We start from the raw sequence: 23,566 nt of genomic DNA on the forward strand, positions 1-23,566 counted from the left end.
ATTCAGCTCTCCGTGCTTTGCGGTTCGGCGGCGGGCGCGGCCTCGGCGGGTTGCCCGGCCGCGGTGCTCTCGTCGGCGCTCGCGGCCGCGCGGCCGGCCTCGGTGCCGGTGGCCGTGGTGCCCGACGCGCCACTGCGCCGGGGGCGGGTGCCCGACGGGCGCTCGCGGCGCGGACGCTCGGCGCCCGCCGGGGCGGCAGCGGCCAATTCGCGCTTGCCGCCGACGACGTCTCCCTTGTAGATCCACACCTTCACACCGATCCGACCGAAGGTGGTCTTGGCCTCATACAGCCCGTAGTCGATGTCGGCGCGCAGCGTGTGCAGCGGCACCCGGCCCTCGCGGTAGAACTCCGAGCGGCTCATCTCGGCGCCGCCGAGACGGCCGGAGCACTGCACCCGGATGCCCTTGACGTTGGGCTGGCGCATCGCCGACTGGATGGCCTTGCGCATCGCGCGGCGGAACGCCACCCGGTTGCTCAACTGCTCGGCCACGCCCTGGGCCACCAATTGTGCTTGCGACTCAGGGTTTCTCACCTCGAGGATGTTGAGCTGCACCTGCTTGCCGGTCAGCTTCTCCAGGTCGGCGCGGATCCGGTCGGCCTCGGTGCCGCGGCGGCCGATGACGATGCCCGGACGCGCGGTGTGGATGTCCACCCGGACCCGGTCGCGGGTGCGCTCGATCTCCACGTCGGCGATACCGGCCCGCTCCAGGCCGGTCGACAGCAGCCGGCGGATGGCGACGTCCTCCTTGACGTAGTCCGCGTACTGCTTGTCGGCGTACCAGCGGGACTTCCAGTCGGTGGTGATGCCGAGGCGGAAGCCGTGCGGATTGATCTTCTGGCCCACTAGTCTGAGCCTCCCTTCGCGTCAGAAGTCTCAGACGTCTTCGCCGGTGTCTTCTTGGCCGCGGTCTTCGCGGGTGCCTTCTTGGCGGGTGCCTTCTTGGCCGGGGCCTTCTTGGCCGGCGCCTTGGCGGCGGCCTTGCTGGCCTCGGCGCGGCGGGTCCTGGACGACTTCGCCGACCGCTGGTCCTTGGCCGGCCGGCTTTCCACCACCACGGTGATGTGACTGGTGCGCTTGCGGATTCGGAACGCACGCCCCTGCGCGCGCGGACGGATGCGCTTGGCGGTCGGGCCCTCGTCGGCGTAGACGGTGGCGACCACCAGGGTGGCCGGGTCCAGCCCATTGTTGTTCTGCGCGTTGGCCGCGGCGCTGGCGATCACCTTGGCCACCGGTTCACTGGCGGCCTGCGGCGCCCACCGCAGGATGTCGAGTGCGTCGGTCACCGAGCGGCCGCGCACCAGGTCGATCACCCGGCGTGCCTTTCTCGGCGACACCCGCACGAAGCGTGCCTTGGCCACCGCCGAAGGGAATTCCGTTGTGGTCATCGCCGTTTGGCCTTCCGGTCGTCCTTGATGTGCCCCTTGAAGGTGCGGGTGGGCGCGAATTCACCAAGCTTGTGGCCGACCATCGCCTCGGTGACGAACACCGGCACGTGCTTGCGTCCGTCGTGCACGGCGAAGGTGTGCCCGATGAAGTCAGGAATGATCGTGGAACGCCGCGACCATGTCTTGATGACCTGCTTGGTGTTCTTCTCGTTCTGCGCGTCCACCTTCTTGAGCAGGTGGCCGTCGACGAACGGGCCCTTCTTCAGGCTGCGTGGCATGTGCTACTCCTGAACTTCCATCTCGCGCTAGCGACCGTGCTTCTTGCCGGTGCGCCGGCGCCGGACGATGAGTTTGTTGCTGGCCTTGTTCGGGTGGCGGGTGCGGCCCTCCGGCTTGCCCCAGGGGCTCACCGGGTGGCGACCACCGGAGGTCTTACCCTCACCACCACCGTGCGGGTGGTCCACCGGGTTCATCACCACACCGCGGACGGACGGGCGCTTGCCCTTCCACCGCATGCGGCCGGCCTTGCCCCAGTTGATGTTGGCCTGCTCGGCGTTGCCGACCTCGCCGACGGTGGCGCGGCAGCGCACGTCGACCCGGCGGATCTCGCCGGACGGCATCCGCAGCGACGCGTAGCTGCCCTCCTTGCCGAGCAGCTGGATGCTGGACCCGGCCGACCGGGCCAGCTTGGCGCCACCGCCGGGCCGCAGTTCCACCGCGTGGATCACGGTACCGGCCGGGATGTTGCGCAACGGCAGGTTGTTGCCGGGCTTGATGTCGGCGTTGGGACCCGACTCCACCACGTCGCCCTGCGAGAGTCCCTGTGGGGCAATGATGTAACGCTTCTCGCCGTCCAGGAAGTGCAGCAGCGCGATGTTGGCGGTCCGGTTGGGGTCGTACTCGATGTGCGCGACCTTGGCGTTGACGCCGTCTTTGTCGTTGCGGCGGAAGTCGATCACCCGGTAGGCGCGCTTGTGGCCGCCGCCCTTGTGGCGGGTGGTGATGCGGCCGTGCGCGTTGCGGCCACCGTGACCGTGCAGCGGACGCACCAGCGACTTCTCCGGGGTGGAACGAGTGACCTCGGAGAAATCGGACACGCTGGCGCCGCGACGGCCCGGGCTCGTCGGCTTGTACTTACGAATTGCCATGTCTAATCAGGTCTTTCTCTCGCTACGCCGGTGCCCCGAACAGATCGATCGGCTTGCTGCCCGGCGCCAGGGTGACGATGGCCCGCTTGGTGCTCTTGCGTTTGCCGAAACCGGTGCGGGTGCGCTTGCGCTTGCCCTGCCGGTTCGCGGTGTTCACCGAGGCGACCTTGACCGAGAAGATCTTCTCGATGGCGATCTTGATCTGCGTCTTGTTCGAGTCGGGGTGCACCACGAACGTGTACACGTTGTCGTCGAGCAACGAATAGGACTTCTCCGAGATCACCGGAGCCAAGATGATGTCGCGGGGGTCCGTGACGGTCGCCATCAGGCCGAAACCTCCTCGGGAGTACCGGTGTTGGCGGCGATGTAGGCGCGCAGCGCCTCGACGCTGAACACCACGTCGTCGGCGCGCAGCACGTCGTAGGTGTTGAGCTGGTCGGGAGCCAGGATGTGCACACCGGGCAGGTTGCGCACGCTCTTGGCGCCGGCTTCGTCGCTGCGGCCGATCACCACCAGCACCTGCTTGCGCTCGGTCAGCGTGCCCAGGAACGCCTTGGCGCTCTTGGTCGACGGGGTCTGGCCGGACACCAGCTCGGTGATCGCGTGGATGCGCCCGTTGCGGGCCCGGTCGGACAGCGCGCCGCGCAGCGCGGCGGCGATCATCTTCTTGGGCGTGCGCTGGCTGTAGTCGCGCGGCTTGGGGCCGTGCACCACGCCACCGCCGGTGAACTGCGGAGCGCGCGTCGAACCCTGACGGGCCCGGCCGGTTCCCTTCTGCCGGTACGGCTTACGGCCACCGCCGCTGACGTCGCCGCGCGTCTTCGTCGAGTGCGTGCCCTGACGCGCCGCCGCCCGCTGCGCGGTCACCACCTGGTGCATCAGCGCGATGTTGGCGGGGGCGTCGAACAATTCGGCCGGCAGCTCGATCGAACCCTCGACCTTGCCGCCCGGCGCCTTCACGTCAAGCTTGAGTGCCATTACTTCTCACCTCGTTTGACCGCGCTGCGGACCATGACGAGTCCGCCGGTGCGGCCGGGGACCGCGCCCTTGATCAGCAGCACGCCGTTCTCGGTATCGACCTTGTGCACCAACAGGTTCTGGACCGTCACCCGGTCGTTGCCCATCCGGCCGGCCATCCTGGTGCCCTTGAACACCCGGGCGGGGGTGGCGCAGCCGCCGATGGAACCCGGCCGCCGGTGCACCGCCTGGGCGCCGTGGCTGGCGCCCTGACCGCGGAAGCCGTGCCGCTTCATGGTTCCGGCGAAGCCCTTGCCCTTGGAGGTTCCGGTGACGTCGACGTAGCTGCCGTCGGTGAAGATCTCCGCCGTCAGCTCCTGGCCGACCTGGTATTCGGCCGCCGCGTCCGGGTTGTCCAGCCGCAGCTCGGCCAGAAACCGGCGCGGGTTGATGCCCGCCGCGGCGTACTGGCCGGTCACCGGCTTGTTCACCTTGCGCGGACTGATCTCGCCGTACGCCAGCTGCACCGCGCTGTAGCCGTCCTGCTCGGGCGTGCGGATGCGGGTCACCACGTTCGGCCCGGCCTTGACCACCGTCACCGGCACGACCCTGTTGTTCTCGTCGAATACCTGCGTCATGCCCAGCTTGGTACCGAGAATGCCCTTACGCGCCATTGCTCTGTAACTCCCTACTGGATGTTGACGTCGACACTGGCCGGAAGGTCGATGCGCATCAGCGCGTCGACGGTCTTCGGCGTCGGGTCGAGGATGTCGATCAGCCGCTTGTGCGTACGCATCTCGAAGTGCTCCCGCGAGTCCTTGTACTTGTGCGGGGAGCGGATGACGCAATACACGTTCTTCTCGGTCGGCAGCGGCACCGGCCCTACGACGCTGGCACCCGTGCGGACGACGGTCTCGACGATCTTGCGCGCCGAGGCGTCGATAGCCTCATGGTCGTAGGCCTTAAGCCTGATGCGGATCTTCTGTCCCGCCACGCTTCTCCTACCCTCACTCCGCGTTGAGGCCCGGTGTCCGGGCTCAACTAATCCGTGTCCTCAGTGCCACCGGCGCGCCGATCGGGCCGGCCAACTCTGGGCCGATCGAGCGTTGCGCCGGATTGTGCGCCGCTGTTTACCTGTCGTGGTCCACCGGCCCCCGCGGTCGGGCGTGTCACCCTCACGCAGCCTCATCGGCGCAAATTTCGGGATCGAAATTCGTCGCTCTCAAAGGATGGGACCGGACGCGCCCGTTTGGACGCTGGTCGTATGCCCGACCAGGCGCAAAACCCGGCTCAAGGCAACCTGAACAGTATGCCTCAGATCCCGGCCCGAACAAAATTCGGCCGTCAGGCACCTGCGGATTCGACCCTCGCCGCCCTGGCCCGGGCGGACTGGACGTGCAGGAAGCCGTCCACCGCCGCCAGCGCGCACTCGCGGTAGTCGAAATCGGGCAGGGTGGACAGCCGGCCCAGCACCAGCGGGCCGATCAGCAGGGCGATCGCCCGGGACCGGTCCACCTCCCCCAGTTCGGCGGCCTCCGGGCTGTCGAAGATGACGTCGAACGGCTCCGAGTACTGCTGGGCGATGCGCTCGCGCAGCGTGGTGATCGCCACGCTGTCGTCGGCGCGGGGTTGCGGCCACGCCTCCAGGTCGCGGCCCAGCGCCAGCCAGGTCATGGCCGTCATCATGGTCGGGGCCTGGGCGACGGCCTCGGCCTGGGCCAGTACCACCGCGACCAGCCGGTCGCGCAGCGACCCCTCGGCGGGCGGGGTCGGCGAGGCCGGGATCAGGCTGTTGAACGCCGCCGCCAGCAGATCGTTTCCGCTCGGGAAGTGCCGGTACAGCGTCGCCCGGGCCACGTTGGCGGTGCGGGTGACCGCGTCGACCGTCACCGCGCTGGGACCACCGGCACGCAGCAGCGTGACGGCGGCTTCGAGCAGCCGGGCCCGCGACCGGGCGGGCCGTGGATCGGACGTCGCGGCGGAAATTGTGCGCCACCTCCCGTATTGCGAACCGTATTGCCAACGAGACCATCGGTCGAGCTACGAGACTATCGGTCTGGATGGGCCCGGCGATAGCTCCCGGGTGGGGCGTCACCGCACGAATTCCGCGGCCCGGTGCCCGATCATCACGATGGTGGCGTGCGGGCCGCGGCTGGTGATGGCGGGCAGCACCGAGCCGTCGATCACCCACAGGTTGTCGATGCCGCGGACCCGGCACCGCGGGTCGACGACCGCCCGCGGGTCGCCGTCGACCCCCATCGGCGCCGTGCCGCAAAGGTGTTGGGAGGTCGACCAGATGGCCGCCGCGGCATCGGTTGTGCCGCCGGCCAATTCGCGGGCCAACTCGGCGCCGCGGGCCAGCGCGGCGACGTCGCCGGGCTCGCTGTCGTAGCGGTGCTCGATGCGGGGCGGCACGGCGGGATCGGCCGACATCAGCGTCAGGCAACCCCGCGCGCGGGGTTGCATCAGCGCCACCCCGAGGTGCGGCCAGTCGGCGTGCCCGGCGGTTCCGTCGCCGGTCATCGCCACGAACCCGCCGGTGTACGGCCTGATCTCGAGATCGTCGGCGGTGCTGAGCACCACCTCGAGCACCGGCCGTCCGGGAGCCACCGGCCAATCGGTGGGCAGCACCCATTCGGCGTGATCGCTGAACGACGTCCCCACCGGCAGCGCCACGCGCACCGGCACCCCGGCGGCGCGCAGCATGCCCGGCTCGCCGATGCCGGACAGCATCAGCAGGTGCGCCGTTTCAATGGCGCCGGCGCACAACACGATTCGGTCGGCGGTCAGCGTAGCCCGGCCGTGCGGGCCGACCACGTCGGCGCCCCGGGCGACGGTGCCGGCGAAACGCAGCCGCGCCACCCGGGTGTGCGCCTGCACGCGCAGGTTGGGCCGGCTCAGCGCGGGGATCAGATACCCCGCACCCGAGCCCTTGCGGACGCCGTCGACGATGTTCAGCGGGACCGCGCCGATCCCCGAAACCGGTTGGGCCGCAGCGTCATTGAGGTCGTCGATCCAGCCGAATCCGGCGCGCCGCGCGGCGTCGATGAAACGCTCTGTGGTTCCGGTCATTTCGCGGGTGCGGCGGACCAGGATAGGGCCGCTGCGGCCGTGCGCGGGTCCGTCGAAGTCCAGGTCGGTCTCGATGGCGCGGAAGCTGTCCAGCACGTCCGACCATGCCCAGCCCGGCAGGCCGAGGCGGTCGAAATCGCGGCGCAGCCCGCGGCAGAAGTAGCCGCCGTTGATCGCGCCCGAGCCGCCGATGGTGGCGCCGCGCACCAGCGGGTGCCGGCGGGCGGGCCGCTCGGTGAGCTGGGTCTGGTATCGGCGCACCAGCGGGCTGCCGACGCCGATCGGCAATTGCAGCCCGTTGGCGGTCCGGGCGAGCAGCGCCGGGTCGTCGAGGGACGGGCCCGCCTCGACCACGGTCACCGTGCACCCTGGATCAGCGGAAAGACGTTCGGCGACAACCGATCCGGCGCTGCCGGCGCCGACTATCAGCACATCGCTGTGCGAGACGGCGTCATTCAAGGGCGGGGGCTAACTCCGGATCTGGGGTCTGAGGGCGCGCGCGTTGCGCTCCCGTAGCACACCCCACCACAACCCGAGCCCGTACGCCAGGTCGTCCACCCGCTTGAGCACCAGATAGGTCGGCAGCCCGATCGGTTCGACGTCGTCGCCGACGGCATCGCGGCGGCGCAGCCAGTCGACCACCCCGTCCATCACGGCCGCCACCAGCACCACCCGTCTGAAATGGCGCGACATGGTGGCGGCCAGCAGCGCCAGCGGCCAGTAGTGCCGGCACAGCGCCGAGGCCAGCTGCAACGCCGCCGACCACAGGCCGCGCCCGGCCACCGTCACCACGTCGGTCATCGACGTCTCGGCGCTGCGCATCGCCCGGGCGATCCGCCGGCCCGTCAGGACGGCCAGCAGCAGGGAAGCCAGCCGCGACAGCGTGGAGCCGAAGGCCATCAGGATCCAGGTCATCAGCGCCCAGCCGGAGATCACCACCGGCGCCGTCTTGTCCGGGTGGCGCACCGACAGCGGGGCCGCCGATCCGCCGTAAAACGCTTTGCGCGCAAGCCAATCCCGCAATTCGGTGCGGTGGTCGTGGCCCACCAGGGCGATGGGCTCGTAGCGCAGCCGGACCCCCGCCTCGATCAGCCGCCAGCACAGGTCGACGTCCTCGCCGGACTGCAGCGTCTCGTCGAATCCGCCGATCTCGCGGATCGCCGAGCACCGGCAGATGATCGCCGCGCTGGGCACGTAGGACACCGTGCTGTGCGGCAGCACCGGCGCCTCGCGCTCACCGAGGTCGAGCGAGGAGTGCACCGCCTCGTAGCGGGCCACCACGTTCTCGCTGTGCGACAGGCCGACGATGCGCGGCGCGACCAGCCCGACGGTCGGGTCGCAGAAGTGGCCGAGCAGCGCTTCCAGCCAGCCCCGGCGCGGCGCGACATCGGAGTCCAGGAAGGCGACGAAGTCCGTCCGGCAGGCCGCCAGCCCCGTGTTGCGCGCCGCCGCCGGTCCTTTGCTGCGGTGGTGGCGCAACACCTCGATGTCGCAGTGCGCGCCGACGAAGTCTTCCGGCTCGATCGGCGGGAACGATCCGTCGTCCACCACCACCACGCGCAGACCGCGCAGCGAGCTCACCAGCCGCCGCACGCCAGAAAGGTTGTCCCGCACCGGAATTACCACGGTGACGTCGTGGTGCGAGGGCCCGCCCGCGGGCCGCGGATGCGCCACGGTGGCGTCCAGCAGGGTGCGGGCCAACTGCGCGCTGACGTCGTCGCGCACCTTCAGCCGGCCGTCGCACAGCAGGTCCTGGGCGGCCGGGGCCAGCTTCAGCAGCCGGGTCGGCGACCCGCCGAGCAGTGCCGAGCCGTCGCCGAGCACCCGCACCCGGCGATCGACCTGGACGGCGAACCCGTCCGGCAACCGCGGCGCCGGCGCGGTCATGCGAGCATCCCGTCGGGCCCGGGCCGCCACCGGGCGACCCGGCGGACGCACTCGTTCACCATCTCGGACAGGATGCGCTCGCCCTCGGCGGCGGTGGCGGTGGTCGGGTCGCCCAGCACGCCGACCGGGCTGACCGCCGCCACTCCCCCGCGGCGCATCGATCCCAACAACTCGGGCAGCGGCGCCCGGTTGCCGGCCTGCCACTGCCCGGTGCGGACCTCGGCGGGCGAGATATGCAGCAACACCGATGTTTCGGTATGACCGGCGTGGGCGTCCCCGCCGGCGGCCACACACGGGCACCATCCGGCGTCGCGGCCCTCGGCGCGAAGCGTGCCCACCGCGCGGCCCAGCGCGGCGACGTTGCCGCCGTGGCCGTTGACGAAGACGACGCGCTGCGCCCAGCCGGCCGCCGAGCGGCCGTACTCGATCAGCAGCAGCGTCAGCGCCTCGGTGCCGATGGAGACGGTCCCGGCGAAGCTCTGGTGCTCGCCGCTGGCGCCGTAGGCGATGGCCGGCGCCACCAGCCACCCGTCCCCCAGCCGCGGCGCGGCCCGGCCGGCCACCGCCGACGCGATGCGGGTGTCGGTGTCCAGCGGCAGGTGCGGGCCGTGTTGCTCGGTCGACCCCAGCGGAACCAGCAGTGAGACCGCCGTGCCGGACAGCTGGCTCGACGTCACGGTTCCCAATTCGCCGAGTACGGACACTCGGTGATGGTAGGACGAATTCACCTGGCGTGCACCAATTGTTGAGGCGGGAAAATAACTTTTTTTCTCCGGCCGTTCATCGGGCGTTCGAACGGTGGGCTCGTTCGTCACGGTTACCCCGCCCGTACCAGGATTACCGCGGCCGTCAAATAATCCCGGCCAAGCCGCCCCGGATGGCCCGGCTTTGCTCAGCCGGCCGGCGGCACGCCCAGCGCCCGGGTGAACCCGGGCGGCACCAGGATGTCGCTCGGCCCGAGATCGTGCACCGAGGAATGCCCCAGACCCATCAGCGCCGAGTCGATGCCCCCGCGCAGGATGTCGAGGACGTTCTCCACCCCGGCCTGGCCGGCGGCGGCCAGGCCCCACAGGTAGGCCCGGCCGATCATCACCGCGCGCGCCCCCAGCGCCACCGCCTTGACGACGTCGCTGCCGCGCCGGACACCGCCGTCCAGCAACACCTCGATCTGGTCGCCGACCGCCTCGGCGATCGCGGGCAGGGCGCGAATCGACGCCGGCGTGCCGTCCAGGTTGTTGCCGCCGTGGTTGGACACCGAGATGGCCGAAACCCCGGCATCCACCGCCCTTTTGGCGTCGTCCACGCGCATCACGCCCTTGAGCATGAACGGCCCGCCCCACACCTCGCGCAGCCAGGCGATGTCCTCCCAGGTCGGCGGGGGCGTGCCCATCCACTCGCCGTAAGCGGCGAAGAACGGCGGGCCGGGCTCGCCGCGGCGGCCCTGGTTGGGCACCCGCAACTCCGGCGGCCGCAGCGTCTTGCCGAACTTCCACAGCCAGCGGGGCTTGAACACCGCCTCCGGGGACAACCGCAGGATGGTGCGCAGGTTCATCTCCTCGGGGATCTTGGGGCTGCCCCAGTCCCGCCCGTGCGAGAACGACCAGTCGGTGGTGACGATCAGCCCGACCGCGCCGGCCTGCCGGGCCCGCTCCACCCGCTCGGCGATCGCGTCGCGCCCACCCAGCCAGTACACCTGGAAGAACACCTTGGGGTTCACCGCGATGACTTCCTCGATCGGCTTGCTGGCGAACGAGGACAGGCCCATAGCGGTGCCGCGGGCCGCGGCGGCGCGCGCCACGGCGACCTCGCCGTCCGGGTCGACGGCCTGCACACCGGTCGGCGAGATCAGCACCGGCATCGAGATCTCTTGTCCCATAACGGTTGTCGCCAGCTCACGCTTGGCCGGGGCGCCGACGACATGCGGGGCGAAACCGAGTTCGCCGAACGCTTCGACGTTGTCGGAGACCGTGATTCCCTTTTCGCTGGCCGCGATCAGGGCCGCGTAAACGGATTTCGGCAACCGCCGCTTGGCCCGTTGCTGGGCGATGGCGACGGTTTCAAACCATTCGTCGGCCACGGTCAGACCGGGCTTTCGTTGCACAACCGGGCCGGCGGCGCGGCGGGGGTCAGGACCGGCGGCCGCACCGAGAGGGTGAGCGGCACGGGTTGGCGGATGCGCTTGCCGCGGGAGTGGTCGGCCCGGGGTCGGGGCGCCTCGCGGTCGCCCGCCAGCGCCGCCGCGCTGTGGCCCTGCACGCACTCGGGGTCCGGGCCGTCCAACGGCAGGCCGGTGAAGAACTTGGCCGCCATGCACCCGCCCCGACAGCTGTCGTAGTGCCCGCAGCTGCCGCAGGCGCCCGCCGACTGCGGTTCGCGCAGCTCGCGGAACAGCGGGGCGTTCTTCCACACGTTGTCAAAACCGCCGTCGCTCAACACGTTTCCGGCCAGGAAGCGGTCGTGGATGGCGAACGGGCAGGCGTACACATCGCCGACTGGGTCGATCAGGCAGACGACGCGGCCCGCGCCGCACATGTTCAGACCGGCCAGCGCGCCGGACTGGCCGAGCGGGGCCAGGTGGAAGAACGAGTCGCCGGTGAGCACCCGTTCCCCCTTGGCGACCAGCCAGTCATACAGTTGCACCTGCTGGTCGGCGGTGGGGTGCAGCTCGTCCCAGACGTCGGCGCCGCGGCCGGACGGGCGCAGCCGGGTGATGCGCAGCGTGGCCCCGTAACGGCTTGCCAGCGCGGCGAATTCGTCCAGCTGCCCGACGTTGTGCCGGGTGACGACCACCGAGATCTTGGCGCCCCCGTTCTGGGTGAAGCCGGCGTCGGCGAGGTTTTGCAGCGCCCGCACCGCCATGTCGAACGAGCCGGGCCCGCGCACCGCGTCGTTGACCTCGGCGGTGGCGCCGTCCAGCGAGATCTGCACGTCCACGTAGTCGCTGGCCGCCAGCCGGGCGGCCACCTCGGGCGTGATCCGGACCCCGTTGGTGGAGAACTTCACGCCGACGTGGTGTGCGGTCGCATAGTCGACCAGCTCCCAAAAGTCCGGCCGCACAGTGGGTTCCCCGCCACCGATGTTGACGTAGAAGACCTGCATGCGTTCCAGCTCGTCGATGATGTCCATGCACTGGCGGGTGGACAGCTCGCGCGGGTCGCGCTTGCCCGACGAGGACAGGCAGTGCACGCAGGCCAGGTTGCAGGCGTAGGTGAGCTCCCAGGTCAAGCAGATGGGCGCGTCGAGGCCGTGCTCGAACTGCTCGATCAGCCGGGGCACAGGGGCCGCTGTGGTCATGGATGGTCCTCCCGGGGCACCAGCATGTTGGAGTCGGCGAGCACGCCCAGCGCGTGCAGGTACGGCGCCTGCCCGGCGTCGTCGATGCCCGCCGCGCGGCATGCGCACCGGACATCGGGGTACTCGGCCAACGACTGCACCACCGTGAGGATGGTGCGGTTCTTCAGAAACGACAGCTTGCGGGTGCCGAAGTGGTAGAGCAGCGCGCCGAACGGTTCCGGCCGCACCGCCACCTGCGGGTGCAGTCGCCAGCCGCGGTCAGGATCGAAGGCGGCACCGGCCGCGCGAGCCTGCGCGGGCGCCGGCACGGTCAGTAGACCCCGCACATGCCGTCGATGGACACCTCTTCGACCAGGGTCTCGGTGACGAGTTGGGCGTCGGTTTCGGTCTCGTGCTCCACGGGGCCTTGCCTTTCCTGCGGTCTTGACGACGATGGGTCTGAGTCACACTCGCGGCCAGAATATGGCATCGAGTGCCGAAATGGAAGGGCCGGAGTCCGGGATGCCGCAGCAGCGGGTGGGCAGGCGCCGCTCGACCACGCCGCACCACATCACCGACGTCGCCATCGACCTGTTCACCGCCCGGGGTTTCGCCGAGGTCAGCGTGGACGACGTCGCGGCGGCCGCCGGCATCTCGCGGCGCACCCTGTTCCGCTACTACGCCTCCAAGAACGCCATCCCCTGGGGCGATTTCGACACTCATTTGGCCCGGCTGCGCGAGCTGCTGGACAACGTCGAATCCCGGGTACCGCTGGGCGATGCGCTGCGCACCGCGTTGTTGGCCTTCAACACCTTTGACGAATCCGAGACCGCGCGGCACCGACAGCGCATGCGCGTCATCCTGCAAACCGCTGAGCTGCAAGCGTATTCGATGACGATGTACGCCGGATGGCGCGAGGTGATCGCCGGGTTCGTGGCCCGCCGCTGCGAGTGCAAGACGACCGACCTGGCGCCCCAGACCGTCGCCTGGATGATGCTGGGGGTGGCGCTGTCGGCCTACGAGCATTGGCTGGGCGATGAGTCAGTGCCGTTGCCGGTGGCCCTGGGCAACGCCTTCGACGTGGTCGGCGCCGGGCTGAACGGGCTGGACCGGTGAGCGCCGAGCACCTGGTGCACATGCTGCGGGCGCAGGGCAGCTTCTGCGCCTCCTCGGGCTCGCCGATGTACGGCGACCTGTTCGAACTGGTGGCCTCCGACGTCGAGGCCGGCGGGGTGTTCGCCGACATCCTGTCCGGGCACCGGGACGCCCCGTCGCGCGACGCGATTCCGCTGCGGCTGCTCGGTGGCCTGCACCGACTGGTGCTCGATGGCCGCGCCGGCTCCCTGCGCCGCTGGTATCCCAGCACCGGCGGCAGCTGGGACGCCGGGGCGGCGTGGCCGCCGATCCTGGCCGCCGCGGCCGAGCACGCCGCCGCGCTGCGCGCGGCGCTGGACCGCCCACCGCAGACTAACGAGGTGGGCCGGTCGGCCGCGCTGATCGGCGGGCTGCTGCACATCAATGAATCCTGTTTGCCGGTAAGGCTTTTCGAGATCGGGTCGAGCGCGGGGCTGAACCTGCGGGCCGACCACTACCGGTACCGGTATGCCGGTGGCGGGTGGGGACCGGCCGACTCGCCGGTTTGCATCGACGACGCCTGGCGCGGCGCGCTGCCGCCGGCGCGCGGGGTCCGGATCGTCGAGCGGCACGGCTTCGACATCGCGCCCGTCGACGTCGGGAACTCCGACGGCGAGCTGACGGTACTGAGCTACGTCTGGCCCGACCAGGCCGCGCGGCTGGCGCGGCTGCGCGGCGCCATCGAGGTCGCCCGCCGGGTCCCGGCCACCCTCGAGCGCCGGACGGCGGCCGACGCCGTCGGGCGCCTGAGCCTCGCCGAGGGCGCGTTGACCGTGCTGTGGCACTCGATCACCTGGCAGTACCTGTCCGCCGGGGAACGCGCCGCGGTGTGCGCCGGGGTGGACGCGCTGGGCGCACGGGCCGACGCGTCCGCCCCGTTGGTCCACCTGACCATGGAGCCGGCCCGGGACGGGCCGGGCGCACCGATCAGGTTCCTGGTGCGCGCCCGCGGCTGGCCGGACGGCGGGCCGCGCGTGCTGGCACAGTGCCATCCGCACGGGCCGCCGGTCGACTGGCTCTAAAAGCCAAGGGGCGCTGGGGTTTTCGCGAAACCGTCAGGTTCCCATGAAGGTCATCGGGTCGTGCAGCACCCGGGTGCCGTCGTGCAGTCCCTCGATGGCCTCCATGTGCTCGGGCTCCAGGGTGAAGTCGAACACGTCCAGGTTCTCGGCGACCCGCTCCGGCTTGGACGACCGCGAGACCACGACGTTGTCCAGTTGCAGGTTCCACCGCACCAGCACCTGCGCCGGGGTGCGGCCGTACTCGGCCGCAATCGTCGTCACGGTCGGCTCCTCGATCAGCCGGCCGACGCCCAACGGGCTGTAGGACTGCGTCGTCACGTCGTGCTGGGCGTGCACCTGACGCAGCTCGGCCTGGTTGAGCCGCGGGTGCAGCTCGACCTGGTTCACCGCGGGCACCTCGTCGGTCTCCTCGATCACCGTGGCCAGCAGGTCCTCGGTGAAGTTCGAGACGCCGATCGAGCGCACGTGGCCCCGCTCGCGGGCCTCGATCATGCCCTCGAAGCTCTCCACGTACTTGCCCAGCTTCGGGGCCGGCCAGTGGATCAGGTAGAGGTCGAGGTAGTCCAGCCCCAACCTGTCCAGGCTCTCCTTGCACGACTCCTGGGCACTGTGGAAGCCCTGCCGCGAGGTGCCCAGTTTGGTGGTGACGAACAGTTCCTCGCGAGGGATGCCCGACGCGGCGATGGCCCGGCCGACGGCGGCTTCGTTTCCGTAGGAGGCAGCGGTGTCGATGAGGCGGCAGCCGGCTTCCAGCGCCGCGAGAACCGAGCTTTCCGTCTCCTCATCGGACAGCTTGGCCACCCCCAAGCCGAGTACTGGCATCTTCGCCTCGTCATTGAGAGCGACGGTCGGAATCGCGCTGGAAGAGCTGTATATCTCATCAATCACTGTCACTGGTCAATCACCTGCCTGCCAAGTCGCGTGCTGGATTTTCCTTCGATGAGAACGATTCGGAGCCGACTTGCCCGAAGGCCCCTCGATATCGCCCGACAGCAGACCCTAACCGAGCTCGGCAACCGCTGCACCGAACCCGAGAACCGATGCGGCCACAGCAAAAATCGTCGCGGGTCAGCGTTACGCTTTTCCAGCGCAATGGTTTTGGCGTGCGGTCGTTGGCAATTTTGTGACCCGCGCTACAGCGGCGTCACGCTCCCCACGACGAGCGGGCTCAAACATTCACCTGGAGTGAACTGCATCACCGTCGAAAGTGTCGATGGCTTAAGCTTTTTCGCGTTAGTTCAGCACGACGCCGGGGTGCGCGAGACGCGAAATCGCCGAGCCCGTATGATCGAACGACGCCGAACGCAAGCCACCACTGGAAGCGAGGCAAGTCTCTCCCATGAAGTCAATGCAAGAGCTTTTTGAAATAGCTTGGCAGGCAACGCAAATCGGTGCCACGACGTTGAAGAAAACGCAGCCGAGCTCGGTGCAGCACAAGGGTGACCGCGACCTGGTATCCGATGTCGACCTGACCATCCAGCGTGACATCGCCAACTACCTGTCCCAGACCACGCCGGACGTCGCGCTGCTGGCCGAGGAGTCCGACCACCAACCCGACATCGAAACCGCCGAGTGGCTCTGGGTTCTCGACCCGGTGGACGGCACGTCGAACTTCGTGCACGGGCTGCCGCTGTGCGCGGTATCGCTGGCCCTGCTGCACGCCGGCCGCACCGTGGTGGCCGTCACCCACGCTCCCCTGCTGGGCAAGACCTACCACGCGATCGAGTCCAAGGGCGCGTTCGTCAACGGGGAACGGATCACCGCCAGCGCCACCGACAGCCTCAGCGGGGCGATCGTCTCGCTCGGCGACTACGCCGTCGGCCACGATGCGGGCCGGCTCAACGCGCACCGGCTGGCGCTCACCGCCGAGCTGGTGCCCCGGGCGGAGCGGATCCGGATGATCGGCGCCGCGACGCTCGACCTGGCGTTCGTCGCCGAGGGCGCCCTGGACGCCTGCGTGATGATGTCCAACAAGCCGTGGGACACCGCCGCGGGGACGCTGATCGCCCGCGAAGCCGGAGCGCGGCTGACCGACGCGCAGGGCAACCCGCACACCCACAAGTCCGCGTCGACCGTCGTCGCCGCGCCGGGCATCGCCGAGCAGCTGGCCACCGTGATCCGCAACACCGAGGTCCCCAGCGACCAGTACGCGGCCGCCGTCGGCTGAACGCCCGCCGTCGGCTCAGCCGAGCATCTCGGCGATCGGCACGGCCGCGGCGATCTTGGCGCGGGTCTTCATGACCTTGCCCGGCATGCCGCCACCGACCACCCCGACCAGGGCCCCGTCGCGTTCGTAGTAGGCCAGGAACTTGCGGCCGTCGTCCTCCACGATGTGGACGATGTCGCCGGCCTCCGGTTCACCCAGGCACTGGATCTTGACGTCGTACTGGTCGCTCCAGAAGTAGGGCACCACCACCACCGGCGGCACCTCCTTGCCCAGCATCGCCGGCACCACCACCCGGGCCTGGTCCGCGACGTTGCTCCAATGTTCCACCCGCCCTTGGTGTCCCGTCGCGTCGCGCCACGACGCGACGTCGCCGAGCGCCCACACGTTGGGGGCGCTGGTGCGTCCGGCCTCGTCGCACAGGACGCCCCGGTCGACGCTGTCGATCGCCACGCCGCTGCCCTCGAGCCAATCGGTGGCCGGACGCGACCCGATGCCGATCACCACCACGTCGGCCGCCAGCTCGGTGCCGTCGGTCAGCACCACCGCCTCGACGTGCCTGTCACCGCGCACCTCTGAAACCCCGACACCGAGGCGCACGTCGACGCCCTCGGCGCGGTGCAGCCGGGCCACCAGCTCGCCGATCTGCTCGCCCAGCACCGCGGCCAGCGGGGTCGGTTGCGGCTCGACCAGCACCACGTCCACGCCCAGGCTGCGCAGGCTGGCGGCCACCTCGCAGCCGATGAAGCCGGCGCCGATGATCACCGCGCGCTGCGCCGCGGACGCGTGCTCGCGCAGCGCCAGGCTCTCGTCGAAGGTCCGCAGCACCCGGATGCCGTCCAGGTCCGGGATGGTCGGGATGCGCCGCGGCACCAGGCCGGTGGCGATGACGAGTTCGTCGTAGCCGAGCGTGGTGCCGTCCTCGAGCGTCAGCGTCTGCGCCGCGGTGTCCAGGCTGCGCGCGGCCGACCCCAGCCGCAGCGTGATGTCGTTGTCGTCGTACCACTGGCGGGGTTTGAGCGCGGTGTCGTCCACCTCTTTGCGCAACACCTCTTTGGACAGCGGCGGGCGGTCGTAGGGCAGGTGCACCTCGTCGCTGACGATGGTGATGGGCCCGGAATACTCCGAGCGCCGCAGCTGCTCGGCGGTGCGGGCGGCGGCCAGGCCGCCGCCGACGATCACGATTCCGTTGCTGGCGCTTGCGTCACTACTCACGTGGAGTTCTTAGCACGATGGCCGCTCAGTACTTTAGGGCGCCCTTATCAACGGGGATCTGCGTGCCGGTCAGCGTGCCCGAGCCGTCGCCGGCCAGCCAGGCCACCACGTCGGCGACCTCGTCGGCGGTCATGAAACCGTTGGGCTGCACCGGCATTGGCGGGAAGCTGTGCACGAAGCTGGGATGGCGGGCGAAGATCTCCATCATCGCCTCGGGCTCGATCATCGGGGTTTCGACCGAGTACGGGTGGATGGAGTTGACCCGGATACCGTATTCGCCGAGCTCGATGGCCAGCGTGTTGGTGAGCGCGGTCAACCCGTGTTTGCTGGCCGAGTAGTGGCCGTTGCCGGGGGTGGCCTTGAGCCCGGCCGAGGAGCTGACCACCACGATGGAGCCGCCGTTGCCCGCCTCGATCATCGCCGGCACGGTGGCGCGCAGGGTGCGCCAGGTGCCGGTCAGGTTGACGCCGATGACGGTGTCCCACTGCTCGTCGGTGAGTTCCCAGACGCGGCCCCAGCTGAGCACGCCGGCGTTGGCCACCACGACGTCCAGCCGGCCGAACTGCTCCATGCCGTCGGCGACCAGCTCCCGCAGGGCGGCGTCGTCGCGGACGTCGAGGACGCGGGTCAAGGCCTTGCGGCCCTGATCTTCCACCAGCCGGGCGGTCTCGTCGAGGTCCTCGGGGCTGGCCGGGGCGTAGGTGACGCTGGCCGACACCGGCGCGCAGATGTCGCACGCGATGATGTCGGCGCCCTCGGCGGCCAGCCGCACCGCGTGCGAGCGTCCCTGCCCGCGGGCCGCCCCGGTGATGAATGCCACCCGCCCCTGCAGTGATCCGGCCTGTCCCGCCACAGCTCATCCCTTCGACCGCCAGTAGACCAAGCCAGGCTAGCAGCGGAACTGAAACGTGTTCTAATTCGCCCGGCGGTTGCCGGAAACCGCGTCAGATCTCGGCGATGATCGCGGCCCGCCGGCTGTTGTATTCCTGCTCGGTGAGCGCCCCGCTGGCGTGCAGATCGTTGAGCTCCTGCAGCCGCGCGGCGATCGACGGTCCCGGCGGGGCGGCCACCGGCGCCGACGGCTGCCCGGTCGCCGGTTGCCCCGCCGGCGCGGGTTGCCCGGCCGGCGCCTGCTGCTGGGCCGCCCGGCGCACCACCGCCTGGATCTGGGCGCGCAGCGCCGGGTTCGACCGGATGTCGACCATCCGGTTCAAAGGGATGTTGTTGGCCTTGAGGATCTGCATGATCTCCATCAGCGGGCCGGCCTGCCCGCTCAGGTCGTAGGTGGTGTTGTCCTCGGCGACGGTGAACTGCGCCGGCACCAGGCCGTTGACCAAAGCGCTTCGCTCCCAGTCGATTCGGTATTCGTTGGTGGTGGGATTGACCAGCACCACCACCTTGCGGGCGTTGAGGTTGCCCAGCCGGGTGACGCTGGCGATGACGCGGTCCTCGCTGTCGAACGGCACCAGCCCGGGGCCGGCGATGTGCAGGTGCACCTTGACGACCTGCTGGTTGTTCACCCAGGTCCCGGTTTCGGTGATGCCGGTGATCTGGGCCAGCGCCAGCACCCCGTTCTGCTCGAGCGCGGCCAGTTTCTCCGACGACTTCGCCCCGTAGTTGGCCAGCGCGAGCGCGATCAGCACGTCGGCCACGGTGATGAGCAGGCCGACGTAGAACATCCACTGCAGCAGGCTGCCGAGCCCCAGCGTGAAGTACACGACCAAGAAGATCGGCCCGACCAGGCCGCCGCACAGCAAAACCACCAACTGTGCTTTCAGGTAGCGCGCTAACACTTGCCCCTCCTCGGTCTTGCTGGGGAATCCGTGTCAGATTAGCGCTCACGGCGTCGCCGCGGCGGCGATACGCGCAAACCGCTTACCCGGACTCCGGCGGCACGATGGGCACTCGGCGCACCGGGGCGGTCGCGGGTTGCGCCTGGGCGGGGGCGTGCGGCGCGGGGCGCGCCGAGACAGGCAGCGCCGGGCCGGCCGAGGTCTGCGGCGCCGCCTCGGGCTGCGCGGCCGCCGCGGGCGTGCCGGCCGGCGCCGGCGCCGACGAAGCCGCCGGCTGCACGGGGGACGGGGAACCGGCCGGCGCGTACGCGGGCGTCGCCACCCGGGCCGGGCCGGCCGGGGCGGTGGCCGAGGCCAGCGTCGCCGATCCCGCGGGGGCCGCCGCGACCGGCGTGCCGGCCGGGCCGGGGGTGGCCGCGGCCGCCGCCGGCGCCACCGCCGCCGCCAGGGGCGCCGCGGGTGCCGTCGGCGCCGAACCGCCCACCGCGCCGCTGACCGCCGGCAGCTGCGCGGCCACCGATGCCGGGCCGGCCGCGCTCTGCAGCGGCGTGGTGTTGGCGGCCTCGGTGACGGCGTACTGCAGCGCGCCGCCGTTCATCAACTGCACGAACTGGCTGTGGAAGGCGGCGGCCTGGGCGGACAGCGCCTGATAGACCTGGGAGTGGGCGTCGAACAGGGCGGCGATGCTGGCCGACACCTCGTCGGCGCCGGGAGCCAGCACCCCGGAGGTGGGACCCAGCGCCGCGGTGTTCGCGGAACTGATCGTCGACCCGATCCGGGCCAGATCCGTCGCGGCAGCCGCGACGAATTCCGGAGTCGCTTGAACGAACGACATCGGCACCACCCCGCCACGTCCTACGGTCCCCGAGGGACAACTACCGCAAAATCCTAGTGCAGGCCGCGCGGTCGGCGCATTATTTCTCCGGCGTCGATCCGGGTCCGCGGGGCGCACAGCAGAACAAAGCCCGGATCGCCGCGTGGGCAATCCGGGCTTTGAACCGACTGAGCGAACTACTTGATGATCTTGACGACCCGGCCGGCGCCGACGGTGCGACCACCCTCGCGGATGGCGAACCGCAGACCCTCGTCCATGGCGACGGGCTGGATCAGCTTCACCGAGATGTTGGTGTTGTCACCGGGCATCACCATCTCGGTGCCCTCCGGCAGCGTCACCACACCGGTCACGTCGGTGGTGCGGAAGTAGAACTGCGGGCGGTAGTTGTTGAAGAACGGCGTGTGCCGGCCGCCCTCGTCCTTGGACAGGATGTAGACCTGGCCCTCGAACTCGGTGTGTGGCGTGGTGGTGCCGGGCTTGGTGACGACCTGACCGCGCTCGACGTCCTCACGCTTGATACCACGCAGCAGCAGACCGACGTTGTCACCGGCCTGGCCCTGGTCGAGCAGCTTGCGGAACATCTCCACACCGGTGACCGTGGTCTTGGTGCTGGACGGGCGGATGCCGACGATCTCGACTTCCTCGTTCACGTTGATCACGCCGCGCTCGACACGGCCGGTGACCACCGTGCCACGACCGGTGATGGTGAAGACGTCCTCCACCGGCATCAGGAACGGCTTGTCCGTCTCGCGGACCGGGTCCGGGATCGACTCGTCGACGGCCTCCATCAGCTGCTCGACGGACTCCACCCACTTGGCGTCGCCCTCGAGCGCCTTGAGCGCCGACACCCGCACCACCGGGGCGTCCTCGTCGAACTCCTGGGCGGCCAGCAGCTCGCGGACCTCCATCTCGACGAGCTCGAGCAGCTCCTCGTCGTCGACCATGTCGGCCTTGTTCAGCGCGACCAGGATGTAGGGCACACCGACCTGACGGGCCAGCAGCACGTGCTCGCGGGTCTGCGGCATCGGGCCGTCGGTGGCGGCGACCACCAGGATCGCGCCGTCCATCTGGGCGGCGCCGGTGATCATGTTCTTGATGTAGTCGGCGTGACCCGGGGCGTCGACGTGAGCGTAATGCCGCTTGTCGGTCTGGTACTCCACGTGGGAGATGTTGATGGTGATACCGCGCTGACGCTCCTCGGGCGCGTTGTCGATCTGGTCGAACGCGCGGGACTCGTTCAGGTCCGGGTACTTGTCGTGCAGAACCTTGGTGATAGCCGCGGTCAGCGTGGTCTTGCCGTGGTCAACGTGACCGATGGTCCCGATGTTGACGTGCGGCTTCGTCCGCTCGAACTTCGCCTTCGCCACTTCTGTGTCCTCCTGGACTAGTTGGTGCTTGTTAAAGCAGTGTTGGTGTTTTCAGTTGTGCCGCGCCCAAGGCATTCCAATGACCCGGCAAGATTACTCCGCTGCCAGTAGCTACTGACCCGTCGCCTTCGCTGAGCCGATTGCTCGGCTCCGAGCCAGTGAGTTGACACTCACTGACCCGTCGCCTTCGCGATGATCTCCTTCGACACGTTGGCCGGCACTTCGGCGTAGGAGTCGAAGACCATGGAGTAGTTCGCCCGGCCTTGGGTCTTGGACCGCAGGTCGCCGACGTAGCCGAACATCTCCGACAGCGGCACGTGCGCCTTGACCACGCGAGCGCCGCTGCGCTCCTCCATGGCCTGGATCTGGCCACGGCGGGAGTTCAGGTCGCCGATCACGTCGCCCATGTAGTCCTCGGGCGTGGTGACCTCGACGGCCATGATCGGTTCCAGGATGACCGGCTGGGCTTGCGCCGCAGCCTTTTTCAGCACCTGCGAACCGGCGATCTTGAAGGCCATCTCCGACGAGTCGACCTCGTGGAAGGCACCGTCGAGCAGGGTCACCTTGAGGTTCACCAGCGGGTAACCGGCCAGCACACCGTACTGCATGGCGTCCTGCGCGCCGGCGTCGACCGACGGGATGTACTCGCGCGGGATGCGGCCACCGGTGACCTTGTTCTCGAACTCGTAGGTCGCGCCGTCCTCGCCGGTGAACGGTTCGAGGTTGATGATGACCTTCGCGAACTGGCCCGAGCCACCGGTCTGCTTCTTGTGGGTGTACTCGACGTTCTCCACCTTGCGGCGGATGGTCTCCTTGTAGGCCACCTGCGGCTTGCCGACGTTGGCCTCGACCTTGAACTCGCGGCGCATCCGGTCCACCAGGATGTCCAGGTGCAGCTCACCCATGCCACCGATGACGGTCTGGCCGGTCTCCTGGTCCAGGTGCACCTTGAAGGTGGGGTCCTCCTCGGCGAGCTTCTGGATCGACAGGCTCAGCTTCTCCTGGTCGCTCTTGGTCTTGGGCTCGATGGCCACCTCGATGACCGGGTCGGGGAAGGTCATCGACTCCAGCACGATCTGGTGGTTCGGATCGCTCAGGGTGTCACCGGTGGTGGTGTCCTTCAGCCCGATCACCGCGTAGATGTGACCGGCCGAGGCGGTCTCCACCGGGTTCTCCTTGTTGGAGTGCATCTGGAACAGCTTGCCCAGCCGCTCCTTCTTGCCCTTGGTGGAGTTGATGACCTGGCTGCCCGAGTCGACCTTGCCCGAGTACACCCGGACGTAGGTCAGCTTGCCGAAGAACGGGTGCGTGGCGACCTTGAACGCCAGCGCGGAGAATGGCTCGTCCGTCGACGGCTTGCGGGTGATCAGCTCTTCTTCCTTGCCGGGGACGTGGCCCTCGGCGGGCGGGACGTCCAGCGGCGACGGCAGGTAGTCGATGACCGCGTCCAGCATGGGCTGCACGCCCTTGTTCTTGAACGCGCTGCCGCACAGCACCGGGTAGGCCTCCGAGCTGATGGTCAGCTTGCGGATGGCTCCCTTGATCTCCTCGATCGTGAGCTCTTCACCGCCGAGGTACTTGTCCAGCAGCGCCTCGTCCGTCTCGGCGACGGCCTCGAGCAGCTTGGTGCGGTACTCCTCGGCCTTCTCCTGCAGGTCGGCGGGGATGTCGACGACGTCGTACTTCTCGCCGAGCTTGGCCTCGGCGCTCCACACCTTGGCCTTCATCTCGACCAGGTCGACGACGCCCTCGAAGTCGCCCTCGGAGCCGACGGGGATCTGGATCGGGATGACGTTGGCGCCCAACCGCTCCTCCATGGTGCGCACGGAGAAGTAGAAGTCGGCGCCGATCTTGTCCATCTTGTTGACGAAGCAGATGCGCGGGACGTCGTACTTGTCGGCCTGGCGCCACACCTGCTCGGACTGCGGCTCGACGCCCTCCTTGCCGTCGAACACCGCGACCGCGCCGTCGAGCACGCGCAGGCTGCGCTCCACCTCCACGGTGAAGTCGACGTGGCCCGGGGTGTCGATGATGTTGATCTGGTTGTCGTTCCAGAAGCAGGTGGTGGCCGCGGAGGTGATGGTGATCCCCCGCTCCTGCTCCTGCTCCATCCAGTCCATGGTGGCGGCGCCGTCGTGCACCTCACCGATCTTGTAGCTGATGCCGGTGTAGTAGAGGATGCGCTCGGTCGTCGTCGTCTTGCCGGCGTCGATGTGCGCCATGATGCCGATGTTGCGGACCTTGGTCAGGTCGGTCAGCACGTCCTTCTGTGCCACAGAAGTCTTCCCACTCTTTCGATTGCTCGGTTAGTT

At 69.4% G+C, this 23,566-nt stretch carries 26 protein-coding genes; 3 read left to right on the top strand and 23 right to left on the bottom strand.

Annotated features, from left to right (window positions below; all coding sequences use genetic code 11):
* Positions 1–2 precede the first annotated feature (2 nt).
* From rpsC to mftA, 16 genes are all read right to left on the bottom strand, one after another.
* A complete protein-coding gene (rpsC, locus tag H7I87_RS22745) occupies positions 3–845 on the bottom strand; it encodes a 30S ribosomal protein S3 (protein ID WP_011726078.1) in 843 nt (280 codons plus the stop codon).
* The gene (rplV, locus tag H7I87_RS22750) at positions 845–1,387 is read right to left on the bottom strand and encodes a 50S ribosomal protein L22 (RefSeq protein WP_009979094.1); all 543 of its coding nucleotides are present in this window, start codon (positions 1,385–1,387) and stop codon (positions 845–847) included. Before rplV ends, rpsC begins: the two co-directional genes overlap by 1 nt.
* Positions 1,384–1,665 (bottom strand): 30S ribosomal protein S19, encoded by a 282-nt coding sequence (gene rpsS, locus H7I87_RS22755; RefSeq protein WP_003873514.1) that lies wholly within the window; start codon positions 1,663–1,665, stop codon positions 1,384–1,386. The genes rplV and rpsS overlap by 4 nt, the downstream gene beginning before the upstream one ends.
* A 27-nt stretch (positions 1,666–1,692) precedes the next feature.
* On the bottom strand, positions 1,693–2,535 hold the full coding sequence (rplB, locus tag H7I87_RS22760) for a 50S ribosomal protein L2 (protein WP_003873515.1): 843 nt from the start codon (positions 2,533–2,535) through the stop codon (positions 1,693–1,695).
* Between the two features lie 22 nt (positions 2,536–2,557).
* The gene (gene rplW, locus H7I87_RS22765; RefSeq protein WP_003873516.1) at positions 2,558–2,860 is read right to left on the bottom strand and encodes a 50S ribosomal protein L23; all 303 of its coding nucleotides are present in this window, start codon (positions 2,858–2,860) and stop codon (positions 2,558–2,560) included.
* Positions 2,860–3,513: a 50S ribosomal protein L4 gene (gene rplD / locus H7I87_RS22770; protein ID WP_009979095.1), complete on the bottom strand. Its 654-nt coding sequence runs from the start codon at positions 3,511–3,513 to the stop codon at positions 2,860–2,862. The genes rplW and rplD overlap by 1 nt, the downstream gene beginning before the upstream one ends.
* Entirely contained in the window at positions 3,513–4,166 is a 654-nt protein-coding gene (rplC, locus tag H7I87_RS22775) for a 50S ribosomal protein L3 (protein WP_003873518.1), read from the bottom strand. The genes rplD and rplC overlap by 1 nt, the downstream gene beginning before the upstream one ends.
* 14 nt (positions 4,167–4,180) lie before the next feature.
* On the bottom strand, positions 4,181–4,486 hold the full coding sequence (rpsJ, locus tag H7I87_RS22780) for a 30S ribosomal protein S10 (RefSeq protein WP_003873519.1): 306 nt from the start codon (positions 4,484–4,486) through the stop codon (positions 4,181–4,183).
* A gap of 350 nt (positions 4,487–4,836) precedes the next feature.
* The gene (locus H7I87_RS22785; protein ID WP_080516368.1) at positions 4,837–5,430 is read right to left on the bottom strand and encodes a TetR/AcrR family transcriptional regulator; all 594 of its coding nucleotides are present in this window, start codon (positions 5,428–5,430) and stop codon (positions 4,837–4,839) included.
* 153 nt (positions 5,431–5,583) lie between these two features.
* Entirely contained in the window at positions 5,584–7,023 is a 1,440-nt protein-coding gene (gene mftG, locus H7I87_RS22790; RefSeq protein WP_009979103.1) for a mycofactocin dehydrogenase MftG, read from the bottom strand.
* A 9-nt stretch (positions 7,024–7,032) separates the two neighbouring features.
* Positions 7,033–8,451 (bottom strand): mycofactocin biosynthesis glycosyltransferase MftF, encoded by a 1,419-nt coding sequence (mftF, locus tag H7I87_RS22795; RefSeq protein ID WP_011726080.1) that lies wholly within the window; start codon positions 8,449–8,451, stop codon positions 7,033–7,035.
* Positions 8,448–9,179, bottom strand: coding sequence for a mycofactocin biosynthesis peptidyl-dipeptidase MftE (mftE, locus tag H7I87_RS22800; protein WP_009979105.1), 732 nt, complete (start codon positions 9,177–9,179; stop codon positions 8,448–8,450). The genes mftF and mftE overlap by 4 nt, the downstream gene beginning before the upstream one ends.
* Before the next feature lie 164 nt (positions 9,180–9,343).
* Positions 9,344–10,528 carry a pre-mycofactocin synthase MftD gene (gene mftD, locus H7I87_RS22805; RefSeq protein ID WP_011726081.1) on the bottom strand — a complete coding sequence of 395 codons (1,185 nt, stop codon included), beginning with the start codon at positions 10,526–10,528 and terminating at the stop codon, positions 9,344–9,346.
* A gap of 2 nt (positions 10,529–10,530) precedes the next feature.
* Entirely contained in the window at positions 10,531–11,745 is a 1,215-nt protein-coding gene (mftC, locus tag H7I87_RS22810) for a mycofactocin radical SAM maturase (protein ID WP_011726082.1), read from the bottom strand.
* A complete protein-coding gene (mftB, locus tag H7I87_RS22815) occupies positions 11,742–12,071 on the bottom strand; it encodes a mycofactocin biosynthesis chaperone MftB (protein ID WP_003873526.1) in 330 nt (109 codons plus the stop codon). Before mftB ends, mftC begins: the two co-directional genes overlap by 4 nt.
* A complete protein-coding gene (mftA, locus tag H7I87_RS22820) occupies positions 12,056–12,145 on the bottom strand; it encodes a mycofactocin precursor MftA (protein ID WP_003873527.1) in 90 nt (29 codons plus the stop codon). Before mftA ends, mftB begins: the two co-directional genes overlap by 16 nt.
* Before the next feature lie 101 nt (positions 12,146–12,246).
* Here mftA and mftR point away from each other — a divergent pair, with 101 nt between their 5' ends.
* Positions 12,247–12,840, top strand: a complete 594-nt coding sequence (mftR, locus tag H7I87_RS22825) for a mycofactocin system transcriptional regulator MftR (RefSeq protein WP_003879434.1) — start codon at positions 12,247–12,249, stop codon at positions 12,838–12,840.
* Entirely contained in the window at positions 12,837–13,880 is a 1,044-nt protein-coding gene (locus H7I87_RS22830; RefSeq protein WP_009979109.1) for a DUF2332 domain-containing protein, read from the top strand. The genes mftR and H7I87_RS22830 overlap by 4 nt, the downstream gene beginning before the upstream one ends.
* 33 nt (positions 13,881–13,913) lie before the next feature.
* On the opposite strand, the gene H7I87_RS22835 is transcribed toward H7I87_RS22830, so the two are convergent.
* Positions 13,914–14,774 (bottom strand): aldo/keto reductase, encoded by an 861-nt coding sequence (locus tag H7I87_RS22835; RefSeq protein ID WP_011726085.1) that lies wholly within the window; start codon positions 14,772–14,774, stop codon positions 13,914–13,916.
* 445 nt (positions 14,775–15,219) lie between these two features.
* Here H7I87_RS22835 and H7I87_RS22840 point away from each other — a divergent pair, with 445 nt between their 5' ends.
* Complete coding sequence (locus tag H7I87_RS22840) at positions 15,220–16,047, top strand: inositol monophosphatase family protein (RefSeq protein ID WP_023862235.1); 828 nt, start codon at positions 15,220–15,222, stop codon at positions 16,045–16,047.
* A gap of 15 nt (positions 16,048–16,062) precedes the next feature.
* On the opposite strand, the gene H7I87_RS22845 is transcribed toward H7I87_RS22840, so the two are convergent.
* The 6 genes from H7I87_RS22845 to fusA all read right to left on the bottom strand — a co-directional run bounded on the left by H7I87_RS22845 (position 16,063) and on the right by fusA (position 23,530).
* Positions 16,063–17,259: an NAD(P)/FAD-dependent oxidoreductase gene (locus tag H7I87_RS22845; RefSeq protein ID WP_023862234.1), complete on the bottom strand. Its 1,197-nt coding sequence runs from the start codon at positions 17,257–17,259 to the stop codon at positions 16,063–16,065.
* Between the two features lie 25 nt (positions 17,260–17,284).
* Positions 17,285–18,112 (bottom strand): mycofactocin-coupled SDR family oxidoreductase, encoded by an 828-nt coding sequence (locus H7I87_RS22850; protein WP_003879429.1) that lies wholly within the window; start codon positions 18,110–18,112, stop codon positions 17,285–17,287.
* A gap of 91 nt (positions 18,113–18,203) precedes the next feature.
* Positions 18,204–19,052, bottom strand: coding sequence for an SHOCT domain-containing protein (locus H7I87_RS22855; protein WP_009979115.1), 849 nt, complete (start codon positions 19,050–19,052; stop codon positions 18,204–18,206).
* 82 nt (positions 19,053–19,134) lie between these two features.
* On the bottom strand, positions 19,135–19,887 hold the full coding sequence (locus H7I87_RS28875) for a PE family protein (RefSeq protein WP_104123822.1): 753 nt from the start codon (positions 19,885–19,887) through the stop codon (positions 19,135–19,137).
* 176 nt (positions 19,888–20,063) lie between these two features.
* Complete coding sequence (tuf, locus tag H7I87_RS22865; protein WP_003873538.1) at positions 20,064–21,254, bottom strand: elongation factor Tu; 1,191 nt, start codon at positions 21,252–21,254, stop codon at positions 20,064–20,066.
* 170 nt (positions 21,255–21,424) lie between these two features.
* Complete coding sequence (gene fusA / locus H7I87_RS22870) at positions 21,425–23,530, bottom strand: elongation factor G (protein WP_003879424.1); 2,106 nt, start codon at positions 23,528–23,530, stop codon at positions 21,425–21,427.
* Positions 23,531–23,566 lie beyond the last annotated feature (36 nt).

Source organism: Mycobacterium timonense (assembly GCF_025821985.1).
Classification (GTDB): Bacteria; Actinomycetota; Actinomycetes; order Mycobacteriales; family Mycobacteriaceae; genus Mycobacterium; species Mycobacterium avium.